This window comes from Nocardioides sp. HB32 (assembly GCF_054058995.1).
This window is the reverse complement of sequence record NZ_JBSSBS010000001.1, coordinates 2,373,214-2,388,669: the sequence shown is the minus strand read 5'-3', so window position 1 is coordinate 2,388,669 and position 15,456 is coordinate 2,373,214. Positions and strand designations below refer to the sequence as shown.

At 68.6% G+C, this 15,456-nt stretch carries 10 protein-coding genes; 4 read left to right on the top strand and 6 right to left on the bottom strand.

Features of this window, described 5'->3' with window-relative positions:
* Positions 1–138: 138 nt before the first annotated feature.
* From ACVW2K_RS12115 to ACVW2K_RS12105, 3 genes are all read left to right on the top strand, one after another.
* Positions 139–747: a calcium-binding protein gene (locus tag ACVW2K_RS12115; protein ID WP_457202680.1), complete on the top strand. Its 609-nt coding sequence runs from the start codon at positions 139–141 to the stop codon at positions 745–747.
* A gap of 29 nt (positions 748–776) precedes the next feature.
* Positions 777–1,550 (top strand): SDR family NAD(P)-dependent oxidoreductase, encoded by a 774-nt coding sequence (locus ACVW2K_RS12110; protein ID WP_028637626.1) that lies wholly within the window; start codon positions 777–779, stop codon positions 1,548–1,550.
* A 247-nt stretch (positions 1,551–1,797) separates the two neighbouring features.
* Positions 1,798–3,252, top strand: a complete 1,455-nt coding sequence (locus tag ACVW2K_RS12105; protein WP_457202679.1) for a flavin-containing monooxygenase — start codon at positions 1,798–1,800, stop codon at positions 3,250–3,252.
* Here ACVW2K_RS12105 and ACVW2K_RS12100 read toward each other — a convergent pair.
* The 5 genes from ACVW2K_RS12100 to ACVW2K_RS12080 form a co-directional block, all read right to left on the bottom strand.
* Positions 3,239–3,655 (bottom strand): VOC family protein, encoded by a 417-nt coding sequence (locus tag ACVW2K_RS12100; RefSeq protein WP_457202678.1) that lies wholly within the window; start codon positions 3,653–3,655, stop codon positions 3,239–3,241. The two genes, ACVW2K_RS12105 and ACVW2K_RS12100, sit on opposite strands and share 14 nt — an antisense overlap.
* A 31-nt stretch (positions 3,656–3,686) precedes the next feature.
* Positions 3,687–4,958 (bottom strand): MFS transporter, encoded by a 1,272-nt coding sequence (locus tag ACVW2K_RS12095; RefSeq protein ID WP_457202677.1) that lies wholly within the window; start codon positions 4,956–4,958, stop codon positions 3,687–3,689.
* The gene (locus tag ACVW2K_RS12090; RefSeq protein WP_028637623.1) at positions 4,955–5,617 is read right to left on the bottom strand and encodes an HAD family hydrolase; all 663 of its coding nucleotides are present in this window, start codon (positions 5,615–5,617) and stop codon (positions 4,955–4,957) included. The genes ACVW2K_RS12095 and ACVW2K_RS12090 overlap by 4 nt, the downstream gene beginning before the upstream one ends.
* 29 nt (positions 5,618–5,646) lie before the next feature.
* Positions 5,647–7,296 (bottom strand): acyl-CoA synthetase, encoded by a 1,650-nt coding sequence (locus ACVW2K_RS12085; RefSeq protein WP_457202676.1) that lies wholly within the window; start codon positions 7,294–7,296, stop codon positions 5,647–5,649.
* 698 nt (positions 7,297–7,994) lie between these two features.
* On the bottom strand, positions 7,995–11,372 hold the full coding sequence (locus tag ACVW2K_RS12080; protein ID WP_457202675.1) for a DEAD/DEAH box helicase: 3,378 nt from the start codon (positions 11,370–11,372) through the stop codon (positions 7,995–7,997).
* An 818-nt stretch (positions 11,373–12,190) separates the two neighbouring features.
* Here ACVW2K_RS12080 and ACVW2K_RS12075 point away from each other — a divergent pair.
* Positions 12,191–13,861 (top strand): DEAD/DEAH box helicase family protein, encoded by a 1,671-nt coding sequence (locus ACVW2K_RS12075; protein ID WP_457202674.1) that lies wholly within the window; start codon positions 12,191–12,193, stop codon positions 13,859–13,861.
* A gap of 29 nt (positions 13,862–13,890) precedes the next feature.
* Here the strand turns inward: ACVW2K_RS12075 and ACVW2K_RS12070 are convergent, their stop codons facing one another.
* The gene (locus ACVW2K_RS12070) at positions 13,891–15,414 is read right to left on the bottom strand and encodes an SIR2 family protein (protein WP_457202673.1); all 1,524 of its coding nucleotides are present in this window, start codon (positions 15,412–15,414) and stop codon (positions 13,891–13,893) included.
* Positions 15,415–15,456 lie beyond the last annotated feature (42 nt).

Genomic DNA, 15,456 nt, shown 5'->3' with positions numbered 1-15,456 from the left:
CCGGGCACAAAAAAACCCCTCGGGCACGAGGGGCAGCCGCGTCGATGGTGATGCGTGTCGACGCGGCTAGGTAAGGAGCAGGATCCTTCGCATGGCGCCATGGTACCGCGCTCGGCCGGTCGTGCCAGACTCGACGCGATGAAGGCACTCGCTGTAGCCGCTCTCGGGCTCACCCTCGTCCTGCTCCCCTCCGTCGCCGCCGCCGAGCACATCCGCGGCACCGCGGACAACGAGACGCTCGTCGGTACGCCGAAGCGCGACTGGATCGAGGCGCGGGACGGCGCCGACGAGGTCCGTGGTCGCGGTGGCAACGACCTCCTGACCGGCGGGCCCGGCGACGACTGGGTCCGCGGCGGCCGGGGCAACGACGAGATCGAGGACAACCGGGGGCGGGACCTCCTCATCGGCGGACCCGGCCGCGACTCGATCGACGGCCGTCGGGGCATCGACGAGCTGGTGGGCGGCCCGGGGAACGACTACCTCGCCGACTACCTCGGGGGCGACACGATGCGCGCGGGCGCCGGGGACGACCGCTCCACCGTCGCCTCGCGCGGCCGGACCCGGCCCTACCCGCCCACCCACCTCGACCTCGGCCCGGGCGACGACGAGGTGCTGCTCGACCCCGACGGCCGGCGCGACGTCATCGACTGCGGCCCGGGCAACGACCTGGTCGAGTTCCTCGAGACCCTGGACCCGCACGACGAGCTGATCTCCTGCGAGACGGTGCGGGAGTACCAGGGGAAGTGACCGCGCGGCGGCCCTGCGACGATGTCGCCATGAGCGAGTCGCGAACCGTCACCGATCTCTTCCGGCTCGACGGCAAGGTCGCCGTCGTCACCGGAGCCTCCAGCGGGCTGGGCGTCGCCTTCGCCCGTGGCCTGGCCGAGGCCGGCGCCGACCTCGCGCTCGGCGCCCGGCGTACCGACCGCCTCGCCGACACCGCGCAGCTGGTCGAGGCCGCGGGTCGCCGCGCGCTCACGGTCGCGACCGACGTGGCCGACCCCGACTCGTGCACGAACCTGGTCGCGCTCGCGATGGAGGAGTTCGGCCGGGTGGACGTGCTGGTCAACAACGCCGGCATCGGTACGGCGGTGCCGGCGACCCGGGAGCCCCCCGAGCAGTTCCGCCAGGTGATCGACGTGAACCTCAACGGCTGCTACTGGATGGCGCAGGCGTGCGGCCGGGTGATGCAGCCCGGGTCGAGCATCATCAACATCAGCTCGGTCCTCGGCCTCACGACCGCCGGCCTCCCCCAGGCGGCGTACGCGGCGTCCAAGGCCGGCCTGATCGGGCTCACCCGCGACCTCGCCCAGCAGTGGACCGGTCGCAAGGGCATCCGCGTCAACGCGATCGCCCCGGGCTTCTTCGAGTCGGAGATGACCGACCAGTACCCGCCGGGCTACCTCGACTCCCAGCAGGCCCGGATCCCCGCCGGTCGCAAGGGCGACCCCGTCGAGCTGGCGGCCACGGTGGTGTTCCTGGCCTCGGACGCCGCGGGGTACGTCACCGGTCAGACGCTGGCCGTCGACGGGGGCATGACGATCACCTGAGGGGGCGGGTTTCTCCGGCTGACCGGAGAAACCCGCGCGACACGCCGGTGCCGTACGGCGTGTCGAGCGGGTTTCGGCGGACAACCTCCGCCTCATCGCAACCGGAAGGTGTCCTTCGCGGTCCGGCGGCGGACCGCGGGGCCTGGTGACGGCGACCGGGTAGCTGCCCTTCCTGCCCGGGGTGACGGTGAACGCACGGCGCGGACAACGGGAATGCGTGCGGGCGTACTCCCGGTATGGTCCGTCCATGCGTGTCCGGGTGGTCGTCATCGGTGCCGGGTTCGGCGGCCTGGGGGTCGCCCGTGCCCTGCGCGAGGCCGGCGTCGGCGACGTCACGATCCTCGAGCGCGCGGCCGACGTCGGCGGCGTCTGGCGCGACAACACCTACCCGGGCGCGGCCTGCGACGTCCCCTCTCCCCTCTACTCCTGGTCGTGGGCGACGAACCCGGCCTGGGGCCGCCGCTACTCCGGCCAGCCCGAGATCCTCGACTACATCCGCCGCACGGCGTCGGACGCCGGGCTGCTCGACCTCGTCCGCACGGGCACCGAGGTCACCGCGCTCGAGTACGCCGACGGCGCGTGGCGGGTCACCACCAACACCGGTGTCCTGGAGGCGGACCTGGTCGTCTCGGCGACCGGCCAGCTCTCGAACCCGGTGATCCCCGCGATCCCCGGCGCCGGCAGCTTCGCCGGACCGGCGTTCCACTCGGCGCGCTGGCGCCACGACGTGGACCTGACCGGCAGGCGGGTGGCCGTGGTCGGCACCGGCGCCAGCGCGGTCCAGTTCGTGCCCGGCATCGTGGACCGGGTCGCCGCGATGACCGTCTTCCAGCGCTCCGCGCCGTACGTCGTCGCGAAGCCGGACCGCGAGTACACACCGGGCCACCACCGGCTGTTCGAGCGCTGGCCGGCGGTGCCCGCCGGCGAGCGGCGGCTGACCTACTGGATCACCGAGCGCTTCAACGGCGCCCTCGAGGGCACCTCGCCGATCACCCGGCCGCTGATGGGTGCGATCCGCACCGCCTGGAGGCTCCAGCTGCGCCGCCGGGTCCGCGACCCCGAGCTGCGGCGCAAGCTGGTCCCGACCTACGAGCTCGGCTGCAAGCGGCTGCTGTTCTCCAACGACTGGTACCCCGCGCTGGACCGCGACCACGTCGACGTCGTCACCGAGCAGGTCACCGCCGTGGAGCCGGACGGCGTGCGCACCGGCGACGGGCAGCTGCACGAGGCCGACGTGCTGATCTGGGGTACCGGCTTCGCGGCGACCGAGTTCCTCGGCGGGATCGACGTGTGCGGCGTGGACGGCCTACCCCTGAAGGAGCTGTGGGCCGACGGCGCCCGCGCCCACCTCGGCCTGACGATGCCGGGCTTCCCGAACCTGTTCGTGGTCTACGGGCCGAACACCAACCTGGGCGGCAGCTCGATCATCGGCATGCTCGAGGCGCAGGCCGGCTGGATCACGCAGGTCGCGCGGCGGATCCAGGACGGCCGCGCGCACCGGGTCGCGGTCCGCCGCGACGTCTGGGAGCGGTACGACGAGGAGATGCAGGACCGGCTGGGCAGGGGCATCTGGTCGGGCTGCGACAGCTGGTACCGCGACGGCCGCCGGATCACCACCAACTGGCCCGGTCTCGTCGCGGAGTACCAGCGGCGTACGGCGACCGTCGACTGGTCGGAGCTGGAGGAGACTAGCTCCCGCTGATGTTCACCAACCAGCCGATGCCGTACTTGTCGGTGAACATGCCGAAGGAGTCGCCCCACGGCGCCTTCTCCAGCGGCACGGTGACGCTGCCGCCCGCGCTCAGCGCCTCGAACCAACCGCGCAGCGTGGCCTCGTCGTCGCCGCTCAGCGAGATCGAGCCGTTCGAGATGTCGCCGCCGGTGTCCATGTGGCTCGGGACGTCCGAGCCCATCAGCTGCACGCCGTCGGACACGGTCAGGGCGGAGTGCATGACCAGCCCGGCCTCGCTCTCGGGGACGCCCATGCCGCCCTGGTCGGCGAACGTCGTCACGTCGAGCTGGCCGCCGAGGGCCGACTGGTAGAAGGTCATCGCCTCCCGGGCCTGGGCACGGAAGTTGAGGTAGGGGTTGAGGACGGTGGACATGTGCGCGCTCCTTTGCGCTCGGGGGTCTGTCCTACCGACCAGCGTCCCAGCCGGAACTCATCGCCGTCAGTGCCGTCGCTGTGAACAGCACCGCCGACGCGATCGCCAGCCCACGCAGGTCGGTGACAGCACCGTAGACCGCGACACCGACAGCACCGCCGGCCTGGCGCGCGGTGTTGTTGACGCCCGAGGCGAGTCCCGACCGATCGGGCTCGACCGCCGCCAGGGCGGCCGCCACGACGGCGGGCGTGAGCACGCCGATGCCGACGCCCCACACCAGGAGCCCGGTCGTCAGGTGACCGGAGGCGAGGACGGCGAAGCCCGCCGCGCCGACCAGCAGCCCGGCGACCATCGGCGGCCGCGGGCCGGTGCGCGCCGTCACCCGGCCGGTCAGCGGGGCGAGCAGCGTGAGCGGGAGGAACAGCGGCAGCAGCGCCACGCCGGCGGAGAACGGCGAGCGACCCTGGTCCTGCTGGAGGTACAGCGTCACCACGAACAGCATCCCGAGCGTCGCGAGGTTCATCACGCCCGCAGCGCCGTTGGCGAGGACGAACGCCGGCCGCCGGAACAGGTCGAGCGGCAGCATCGGGTCGGCCACCCGGTGCTCCACCACGACCAGCGCCACGAGCGAGAAGACCGCCACGAGACCGACCGCCGCACGCCCGACGACCAGGGCGTACACCAGGCTGCCGAGGGTGGCGGCGGCCAGCACCGAGCCGGCCACGTCGACGGCGCGGTCCGCGCGCTCGGAGGCGGGCACGCCGCGGGCCAGCACCGCGCCCACCAGCAGCACGATCGGCACGTTGAGCAGGAACACCGCGCGCCAGGACACCCACTCGACCAGCGCGCCGCCGAGCAGCGGCCCGGCCGGCAGCGCCGCGCTCCCGACCGCCGCCCAGATCCCGATCGCCCGGGCCTGGGCTCCGCGCTCCGGGTAGGCGTCGCCGACCAGGGCGAGGGTGCCCGGCAGCAGCAGGGCGGCCCCGGCGCCCTGGACCACCCGGGCCGCGACCAGCGCCGCGGTCGACGGAGCGATGCCGCAGCCGACGGACGCCAGGCCGAACGCCGCGAGCCCGGCCAGCACCACGCCGCGGTGGCCGAGCACGTCGCCGAGGGTCCCGCCGACCAGCAGCAGCGAGGCCAGCGCGACGGCGTACCCGTCGACCACCCACTGGAGCCCCGCAGTCCCGGTGCCGAGGTCGTCGGCCAGCGAGGGCAGCGCGACGTTCACGACGGTGACGTCGAGCAGCACCAGGAAGTAGCCGGCGCAGACCGCAACCAGGACGACGCGGCTGCGGGTCACTGCTCGGCGAGAACCTCGTCGAGGTGCTCGAGGAGCTCGCGCGGGTAGGCGTAGACCGAGGCCGCTCCGGCGTCGAGCAGCTCCTGGCGCCCGGACCCACCGGCGAGCAGCCCGATGGTCGGGTCCCCGCGCCGGGTCGCCGCCGCGACGTCCCACACGGAGTCCCCGATCATCACCGCCCGCCCGCCGCCGACCTTCTCGAGCGCCTCGTCCAGGAGCTCCGGGTCGGGCTTGGAGGCGTCAGCGTCCTGGCTCGTCGTCCAGGCGTCGGCCCGCTCCTCGGCGTCCAGCAGCTCGAGGGCGTGCTCGGCGTGCTTGGGGATGCTCGAGCTGGCCAGGACCACCTTGAGGCCCGCCTCGCGCAGCCCGGTGAGGAGGTCGATCGCCCCGTCGAAGAGCCGGGTGTCGCCGATGATCGCGTCGTACTCCTGCTCCCAGCGGTCGCGGAGCTCGTCGCCGTGCTGCTCCTCCACGTCGTCACCGGTCACGGCGGCGACGAGGCGGTCGCCGCCCATGCCGATCGCACGGTGGATCGCGGCGACGGCGACGTGCCGGTCCAGCACGGCGTCGAACGCGCGCGACCAGGCGACCGCGTGGTGGTAGTTGGAGTCCAACAGGGTGCCGTCGATGTCCAGCACGGCGATGTCGAAGGCGGGCATGGGCTCGCGGTGCCCGGAGCGCGGAGCCGCTACACCTGCGTCCGTGCCCACCGGTAGTCGGCCTTGCCCGACGGCGACCGCTCGACGACCGGGACCCGGACCACCGCCTTCGGGACCTTGTACCGCGCCACGTGCCGCGCGGCCTCGGCGAGCAGCTCCTCGTCGGAGGCGACACTGCCCTCCTCGAGCTGGACGACGGCGATCACCTCGCTCCCCCAGCGCTGCGAGGGACGGCCGACGACGATGACGTCGCGGACGTCGGGGTGCGCGGCCAGCGCGCGCTCGACCTCCTCGACGAAGATCTTCTCGCCGCCGGAGTTGATGGTGACGCCGTCCCGGCCGAGCAGCACGATCTGCCCGTCCTCCGCGAGCAGCGCCCGATCGCCAGGGATCGAGAACCGGACGCCGCCGATGACCGGGAACGTGCGTGCGGTCTTGTCCTCGTCGCCGAGGTACCCGAGGGGCACCCGGCCGCGCTGGGCGAGCCAGCCCTCGCCCTCGCCCGGCTCCAGCGTCCGCTGGAACAGGTCGTCGACGACCGTCGTGGCGGCGACCGGTGCGAACGTCGCCGTACCCGCCTCCATGCCCTTGAGCGACAGCGAGCTCATCTGCAGACCCGTCTCCGAGGCGCCCGCGGCGTCCATCACGATGATGTGCGGCAGCGCCTCGAGGATCCGCGCGCGCACGCCGGGGGTGAGCGGCGCGCCACCGTTGTTGAACGCCGCGAGGCCGGACAGGTCGTAGCTGCCCCGCTCCACCTCCTCGACCAGCGGCAGCGCGACGGCGTCGCCGACGACCGGGATGCTGACGACCCGTTCGCGGACCGCCGTGCCGATCGCGTCGGCGGGGTCCAGCGAGTGCACGTTGTCGGGGAACACGATCGTGCCGCCGCCCGTGATGGTGTGGAACGTCGACCACTGCGCCGCGCCGTGCATCAGCGGCGGGATCATCAGCAGCCGCATGCCGCCCCCGGCGTTCGCGGCGTGCTCCGCGATCACGTCGTACGACGTGAACGGGTCGTTGGTGCCGAACGGCGTGCCGCCCATCGAGGTGACGTAGATGTCGTCGTTGCGCCACAGCACGCCCTTGGGCATGCCGGTGGTGCCGCCGGTGTACAGCACGAACAGGTCGTCGCCGCTCGGCTCCGGCATCCCGTCCACCGGCTCCGAGGTGAGGACGACGTCCTCGTAGGCGACGGCGCCCGGCAGCAGGTCGTTCCCAGAGCCGTCGGCAACCTGGATGAGGACGTCGAGGCCGGGCAGCCGGTCGCGGATGGCGGCGACGCTCGGGGCGAACTCCGCGTGGTAGACGAGCGCGCGGGTCCGGGCGTCGGTGAGCAGGTAGAGCAGCTCCTCCTCGACGTAGCGGTAGTTCACGTTGAACGGCGCCACCCGGGCTCGGTAGCCCGCCACCATCGCCTCGAGGTACTCGTTGCCGTTGCGGAGGTAGAGCCCGACGTGGTCCTGGCCGGACTCGTGACCCCGGAGCCCGGCCCGCGGGACGTGGCTGCCGAGCCCGCGCTCGACGAGGTGGTGCGCGAGGCCGTCGATGCGCTCGTTCATCGCGGCGTACGTCAACCGCCGGTCGCGCCAGACCAGCACCTCCTGCTCCGGCACCGCGCGGGCGACGGTGTCGAAGACCGTCGAGAGGTTGAATCCGTCCGGGCCGAGCTGGGGCATGGCACCACCTGAATAGAACGTGTTCTCGTTCCGGCGATGCTACCGCTCAGTGCTATCGCGCCCCTGAACGACGGAAGCCCGGCGCTCCGCGCCGGGCTTCGTGATGTGGAGCTGAGGGGACTCGAACCCCTGACCCTCTGCATTGACGTGCAGAGAGTGGAGGGTTCGGTGCTTCTCGTCCGACCTCGGCCTCGTGCTGTCTGACCTGGGACGATGCGCTGGGTCGTGAGCACCGTCGGTCTCATCGTACGTCGCAACCTGGGGCAATCTGGGGTGCTCTCGAGTCGATTCGTGACAGCAAACTGCGATGAATCTGCGACCGACTCGATCAACGTCACGGCTGCCTCCAACCTCAGCCTGGAAGGTCGTCCCCCGCGATCCTTCCGGGGCAGGGGGTTGAAGTGGCCACTTGAACCTGAGCGGAATGATCAAGTCTGAATCACCCAGCCGCAGGCGCGAGGGAGGATTTGAACCTCATCCCTCTGGACGCCGTCCGGGGCATCGCGACGACTACGGAGTCGGGCCGGAAGCTACCGATTCACGCGGCGTGGTGAGGGATCCGCCCTCGCTTCCAGTCTCAGGGCTCGCATCGCCCCCGCTGTTCACCGAACCGCGCCCCGGACGGCGCGCAAGGAGGCAGCGCAACTCGGCACGGACCGGACGGCGGTCGTGGCTGCCCTCCGGCGGCGCTGAGCCTCCTAGCGCAGAACGAACTCCTCGACCCAGGAGCACAGTGGCCGCACCGGGGTCGGATCTTCTGCAGGACGCGGCTGAAGCGAACTCACGACTGGTGGCAGCGACGCCGGAAAGACGGGGTCAATCCTGACGTTCCGAGAGTCGGACGGCATCGCAAGACACCAGTCTCCAGAGACGCGAATCAAAGCGAGAAGCCTTCCTTCAGCCGAGGCGATGCCGGTTTCCAGCTGTAGCGAACCGGCAAGAGCGGCCAAGGTGAGTTCAAACTCTGACTGGGAAGCCTTCCCCGAGCGCAGGACTGTGGCGGCCGGGCGTGGCTGCCCATCACCTGCAGGTTCGAGGAGTCGACGAAGGTTCGTCCGGAGATTCATCGCCGCTAAGTCCGGCTCGGCCTCATGCTCCGCGAGCGCAAGGGCGATGGGGCGAAGAGCTGGGTCCGGCGAGAGAAGCGGCAAGATTGTTTGGAGTTGCTTCTTACGTTCGCTCATCAGAACACGTCGCAGTCCCCGTGGGCCGGTGCCCACCGCGGTCAGGTCGGGGAGGGCGCCCAGAAGACCACGCGCCTCGTCGACCGGGTCCATCCTCTTCTCACGGGCATCGTCGGGCAGGTCAGCGGTCAGATTCTGATAGCTGAAGTCGCCGTCCCGCGTGTAGAGGAAGACATCCGCTGCGATCTCGTTGGCGGCGCGGGACGGTGGCACTGGAAGGTCCATGCGACCTTGAGCTGGCCGAGTTGTGGCGATGGCCCGCCGCGTCCCCGAGTTGCTCATTGCCGTGACGCGTGACGATCTCGATCTGCTTTCCAGCGAGAGTTCCAGGTTCACCAGTGGCGCGAGTTGGAGGTCAGCCCGACCCAGCATCTCGCTGAACCCCTCGTCAGAGATGTCGACGCTGCGCGGGCGTGCAGTGATTGGATCTGGCGAGGTAAACCCTGCCCTTCGCGCGCGAGCCCAGAGGTCCGCCATACGTGACTTGCGGTTCTCCGGCTCCAAGAGTCGTTCGAGCAACCACAACAACCGACCTGAGCCACGCTCCGGATGGGGCGACAGGTTCCACCACGCGAGTCGCCGTGCGAGCTCGCCGGCAACCGCTGGCGCCCACGTTGCCTGATCGACGTAGCCCAACGCCGCTACCCATGCGAGATATCGCGGCATGTCCTCGATGGCGCGCTTGAATTCGGCGAGCGAGATCCCTGGTGGTGGCTTGCTGTGCAAACGCCTCGGCTCGCGCAGAGCCAGGTGCGCGGCAGCCATGCAAACCCGCGACCCAAACGAGTCGCCCATTCGGGATGTGATGCGGGGCGTCCAGCCGAAGAGGATTTCGGCGACCACATCCTCGTAGACCTTCGGATTGACCGGCCACTCCCGAAGTGCGAGGACCTCGGTTGCGAGAATCTGGAGAACGAGCTCCTCCGCCTCATCGGCATTCGAGGGAACGGGCGCCTCGGCCAAGGCAGTCAGTAGGCCGCCCGCGGACTCGACGTCGATCATCAATCGACATGTGAGCGCCCCGATCTCAGTGACCGCTAGGCCGTCCTCGGACTCCGTGACGAAGCCACGCAACACGAGGTAGTCGAGAGCGTCGTCCACGTCGCTCTCCTCGCCCGATTGCGCGTAGGCAAAGGTCTCTTGAAACCAGGATGAGGCCCCATCGCGGTCCGCTATGGAACCGAGCAGAATCTCCGCGAGCAACGCATCTCCGAGGTGATCGAGGACTTGGCTGCGGGCGGTGTAGCCCCTTGCGAGCCTTAGGCGCCATTCGGCTTCCGCTCCGCGCGGCACCAGCATGAACGCGAATCCCTCGGGTTCCTGGCCCGCACGCCCGGCGCGGCCGAACATCTGTTGCGCCTGACTGACCTCAAGTGGCGACATCCCCAACTCGAGGTCTCTGATGACGACGGCGCGGGCGGGCGTATTCATGCCTGTGGAGAGACCCGATGTTGCAACCAACGTTTGGATCTTTCGCTCCTTGAAGGAGTCGAGCGCCCGGTGGGCACGCGGAGCGTCTCGGAAGTGCATGCCGACGCCGGCCGCGAACGTCGTCTCCGCGAGGTCTTCGTCCTCCACGTTTCGGAAGGGGACGCGAGCTGCCATCGCGGCTGTTCGCCGGACCCCGTTCTTACTCCCGCAGAACACCAGGACGCTGCCCATGCCGTTGGTGACGCTCCCGTCAAGGACCTTCGATGCGTCGGGAGTGGGTGCCCTGAGTTCACGGAGGAGCGGGTCGAGCACTGCGTCCTTTGCGGCCTCGTACTCCTCACGTTTGGAGCCGGGCGGCGGCGCGTCGTACGGAACAAGCTGAGTCGTCAGAATCGTCGGCCGCCAGGCAGACCTCACCAATTGCGCGTTGAACCAGTCCGCCAACTCTTCAGCGTTTGAGACTGTGGCCGAAAGAGCCACAATGCGTGTCCTGCCTTCAACTGCGCGTAGACGCGCGATCAGAGTTTCGAGAGTGGCACCTCGGGTGGGGTCGCCAACGAGATGGACCTCGTCGATGATCAGGCAGCCCACCGTTGCGATGAACTCGCGAAGCGACGAGCGGCGGTACAGGGCCTCGAACTTCTCGGTAGTCGCGACCCAGAGTTGGGCGTTGCGGACCGTGTCGCTCGACATGTTCGTCTCGCCGGTTAGTTCGACGGAGCGGATGCCGTGCCCGTTCCAACGTCTTGCCGTTTCGCTGACCTCGGCGGCGAGGGCTCCGGCTGGCAGTGGCCACACTGCCGGTTTCCGCTCAGTTACGATCGAGCGCAGCGCGGCGATCTCACCGATCAGGGTTTTTCCCGCACTGGTGGGTGCGACAACCATGACGTGCCCCGGCGTGGACAGCACCGCAGGTACGGCTTTCGACTGAAGCGGGTTCAACCGATCAAAACGGGTCAGGTACTTCTGCAGGTCCCGCGGGATGAGCTTCGCGCTCGGTGTCCACTCTTCATCGCCCACATTGGCCGCGGCGCGGTTCTCGATCAGCGCGAGAAATCCCGCCTCTGTCGCGCCCACGATGTCCGGTGCATCGAACACGAGGCCCGAGTTCTGGTTGCGCTCGATCTCCCTGTCGGTGAAGTTCATGGAATGGGTCACCGCGACATCGTCCGCAAGCACCTCCATCTCGTGGATGTAGCGCACCCCAACGATCGTGACGCCCGACTGGCGAAGTTGCCGGAGAACCGCGTCGTTAGACGACTCCGGTCGGCACAGCACGCGAACATCCAGCCCGCGCCGCTGCGCCACGATCGCAGCCTCCGCCAATTGTCGGCCCTTGGGCGATGCATCCCACCACGCGACCTTGATCCAGAGCCTGCGCGTCGAGGTCGCCATCACCTTGAGCAGCGTCTCGAAGAGGTCGTCGCCCACCCCGTAGTTCGACACCTTGACTGCGTCCACGGCGACACCTCCTCTGCAACTGCCCAAGACGGACGATCTCAGGGTATTGGCGGCTGGGAACGCTTTTCGCGGCATCGGCGATGTTGCCAGGGCACGGACCGCCGGCTCGTTCGCCCGCCTGGCCGTTTAGCAGACGCGAAGGCAGCGACGCCGACATTCCCGAGACGGGATTAGCCGATAGCCACCCAACGTGTCGGCGGTTCATGCCAGCCTGAGCGGCATGTTCGATGACTTCGGGGATCCTCTCGACCCGCTCGACCCCATGTATCCGGTCTTCTGGGCTGAGTGGGTCTGCCCTGATTGCGCAGAAGACGGTTCCCGAGGCGACCTCGCGGACGGCCGTTGCCCGAACTGCGGCGCGAAGGTTGAGCGGATGCCGTGAAATCCGGAGTTCGATACTGGCGGCTCGAGCGCGCCTGCGTGAGATGTCCATGAGTCACCGCATCCGTGAGTGGGAATGCCCAGAATGTGGTGGCGGCGGCCGGATCCCGATTGGCGAGCGTGTCGACACGATCGAGTGCCACGATTGCGGGCTCGGCGCAGTGTTCATTGTCGAGGAGAACTGGCTCGTTGAGGGTTACTCCGTGCGTACCAAGCCTGATGGACCTCTGGACGCCCCTGTGCTCCCCTAATCGGCAGCCCCGTGGCTCAGCGAGCATGCTCCTTTGGACTCGTGCAACTGAATCCGAGTGACGATAGGGGGCTCGTGCGGAGTTGCCTCCCGTGATGTCGGAATCCGCTGAACGTAGGGTCCCGCTGCCCCCGATTTCCCGCAATCTCGCGGACACGACGGCGAGACAGAATTACGCTCGTGACCGATGGTGAACGAGGACCGCATCGTCCGGGTGCTGAAGGAGCAGCCTGGCCTGACTGCCCGGGAGATCGCGCGGCAGCTCGGTGGCGTGCGCAAGCGGGACCTCAATCCGGTGCTGTACCGGATGAAGACCCGCTTCAAGAGTGATGGTGGCTACGTCCCACGCTGGTTCCTGGTCGATCAGCAGACCGAGCGCCGTCCCGACCGGACGGCCACGACTAAGAAGGTGCAGGCGGAGCTCGCCGACATTGAGGCGCGCCTGCAAGCGATGCTCGGCCAGGGCGCAATCGCTGAGCAGACCCCGAGCCGACCTGTCGAGAGTCTGGACTGGGGCGGCGAGTGGTGCATCTCGCTCCTACGTCCGTGGCAGCGACGCGCCCTCGCAGCATGGTTCAAGTCTGGCGGCCACGGAATCATCGAGGCGGTTACCGGCACGGGCAAGACGCTCCTCGGGATCGAGGCCGCGAGCCGGATGGCTCGGATCGGCGGACGAACCACCATTCTGGTTCCGACCATTGAGCTGCAACGTCAATGGCTGGAGAAGCTCGCCGAGTTCGCGCCACACATGAGTTGGGCCACGGTCGGCGGAAACATTCAGGGAGAGCCTGCCAGGGCTGACGTCGTCGTGGCCGTTGCGGCATCGGCAAGCAAGCGCGATCTTGTGCTGGACGAGAGGCCTCACCTCGTCGTTGGAGACGAGGTCCACCGGTACGGCTCGGAGCAGTGGTCCGCCGCGCTGCAGGAGGAATATGTCGGCAGGCTGGGACTGACCGCGACGCTCGAGCGCGGCGGAGACGACGGCGTCGACCAGCATCTACTGCCGTTCTTCCGCTCCAAGGTATTCACCTACACGTACGAGCAGGCTGTTCCAGATGGAGTCGTCGCGCCCTTCGCGCTGGTCTTTCTGGGTGTTGACCTCAACATGGATGAACAGGTCGCCTACGAGCGATTCAGCCGCCGAATCACCAGGGCCCGCGCGATCCTCGTCCCGCTCGGCGTCTTTCGTGGCACTCCCGGTCAGATTCAGTCCAACCTCGCCGAATGCCGTCGCAAAGGCGGCGAACTCCGCAGAGCCGTCGACGATTTCGACAAGGCGACGCGAGGCAGACGAAACCTGCTGGCCGAGGTTCAGTCCAAGCCGGAGGCACTCGCCGAGCTCGCGCCACTGGTGTCTGCGTCGCATGGCACCGTCGTCTTCAGCCAGAAGATCGCCGCAGCCGAGCGCGCGGCTGAAGTGCTGTCCAAACACGGCGTGATCGCCTCAGCCATCCACTCCGCCATGCCTCCCAAAGAACGCCAATTTCATCTGGACGCCTTGAAGTCCGAATCGATCGCAGCGCTATGCGCGCCGAAAATCCTCGACGAGGGAGTCGACGTACCCAACATCGACCTAGGCATTGTGCTCTCGGCAAGCAGCGGTCGCCGTCAGATGATCCAGCGACTCGGTCGAGTCATCCGCCTCAAGGAGGACAGCGGCCACGCACGATTCGTCGTCGTCTTCGCAGAAGGGACTGTCGAAGATCCCAACGAGGGCGCACAGGAGGGCTTTATCGACATGGTGCGGGATGTCGCATCACGCGAATCAGTCCTCGAGGCTGGGTGGTCGCTCGACGACGTCACGGACGCACTGGCACTCGATAGACGTCGCCCAGCACCGCACGCACGGCCAGCGTGAGTGAGATCAGTTTGTGGACCAAGCGACCCTCACTGATTTGAGGGTCCGTCACTCCCCTCACTCGATGCACCGAACCCTTCCAGAGCGTGCGCCAGCGCCGCCCAGCCTTCATAACGCTTGGAGCGCTCCCCGACCCTCTGCGCAAGACCACGGATTTCGCGTGCGATTTCCCCGTCCTCCTTGGTGGGCAGCAGGCCCACGAAGCGTTCGTCGAGCAGCCAGGTCGTGTCCTGACACGCGTGCATCGCGACACCATCGAGGAATACCTCGAGCTCGCGGGCCGACCCCGGAAGGATGCCGTCGCCCATCCGCAGCCATCTGACCTTGCCCTCCCACAGAGCCGCACGCGCCTCGTCCCCCGACACATCGAGGAGCGTGGCGAAGGGTTCACTGGATCCATCGCGGCCGCTAGTGCGGTAGTCGTCGACCTCGAGGAGCAGCCGTACGACGTTGTCGTCCTTGAGTGAAAGTCCCACCATCAGCATGTGCCTTGTGAGCGCAACAGCCTGCAACACGGACGCCGCTGGCTTGACCCGGGCGTCGTACCGGACAAAGTCGCTGCGCGTGAGAACAATAGAGGTCGGGTCATCCAGAGAGCCGTGCATCTTCAGCAGCCAGTGCTCGGATGGATCACCCACGGTCGCAGGCAGGGTGCGCAGCTCCAGGTTCGGGTCCGCAGCGCAAACGGCGCGTTCGAAGAGTGAGTCGTAGTTGGTCGTCAATGTCTCTCGCGTCCGAAGGCCGGCCAGAAGTGCGTGGGCCAGCGAAGGCCGCACCGTCCGACGCATGGCGGCCACTACCGCCGGTCCCAGCTGACCGCTTAGCAGCCGGGACAGCAGCTCGGCTTGATCCAGTGGAGACTCAGCGAGCTTTCTGACCTGCGAGAGGAGGCTGCGATCCTGGTTTGCCCCGAGCTGATCGATCAACTCCTCCCACGACGGCAGCCCAGCCGGGATGCTGGCGCCGGCGCCGATCATCAGAGCCAACTGCCCGCGAGCGGCGAGATCGCCCAGCCGGCGTTGCCCCCGCTCCGACGCCTCATCTGGTCGCAGGGACTTCCGCTTGTGCTGCACCGCGGCGTAGACCGATCGGTCTGGCGTGACCACCACGACGTCGATTTCATGCTCCTGCACGGCGTGTTCAAGGGTCTCGAGGAGGGCGACGACCACCTCGCCCTGCCGCCCCGCGAGACCACCGAGCCCGATGCCCAGGACCGGGACGGCCACCAGCGGCAGGAGCCGTCCCTTCATCGGCTCGAGACCGCTCTCGGCGATCTCCCGCATGACAGTCGCAAGCCTGGCGGCGAGACCACGCGGTCCAACGTCCTGCAAGGGAGAGTCGCCGACGTCGATGAACCACACCGGTATTCCATCCGCTGCCCGGCCATAGCCACCGGGTGACCACTCCGAGGGCTGCAGCCGCCGGGGATCGAGGCCTAGCAGTTCATCCCAGTGAGGCTCCACAACGAAGTACTCATCAGTCGGGATCACCGCTGCGTCGTGCACGAGGTCCTCGATACGGCCGTTGACGACGAAGACATGACCACTGCTCATGAGCTCATCTTGGGCCTCGCCGGATCGTGCCGGAAAGTGGTG

What these genes read in the sequence shown, in the direction of transcription:
- ACVW2K_RS12115 (WP_457202680.1), top strand. Translation starts at nt 139, where the DNA reads ATGAAGGCACTCGCTGTAGCCGCTCTCGGGCTCACCCTCGTCCTGCTC.
- ACVW2K_RS12110 (WP_028637626.1), top strand. Translation starts at nt 777, where the DNA reads ATGAGCGAGTCGCGAACCGTCACCGATCTCTTCCGGCTCGACGGCAAG.
- ACVW2K_RS12105 (WP_457202679.1), top strand. Translation starts at nt 1,798, where the DNA reads ATGCGTGTCCGGGTGGTCGTCATCGGTGCCGGGTTCGGCGGCCTGGGG.
- ACVW2K_RS12100 (WP_457202678.1), bottom strand. Translation starts at nt 3,655, where the DNA reads ATGTCCACCGTCCTCAACCCCTACCTCAACTTCCGTGCCCAGGCCCGG.
- ACVW2K_RS12090 (WP_028637623.1), bottom strand. Translation starts at nt 5,617, where the DNA reads ATGCCCGCCTTCGACATCGCCGTGCTGGACATCGACGGCACCCTGTTG.
- ACVW2K_RS12085 (WP_457202676.1), bottom strand. Translation starts at nt 7,296, where the DNA reads ATGCCCCAGCTCGGCCCGGACGGATTCAACCTCTCGACGGTCTTCGAC.
- ACVW2K_RS12075 (WP_457202674.1), top strand. Translation starts at nt 12,191, where the DNA reads ATGGTGAACGAGGACCGCATCGTCCGGGTGCTGAAGGAGCAGCCTGGC.
- ACVW2K_RS12070 (WP_457202673.1), bottom strand. Translation starts at nt 15,414, where the DNA reads ATGAGCAGTGGTCATGTCTTCGTCGTCAACGGCCGTATCGAGGACCTC.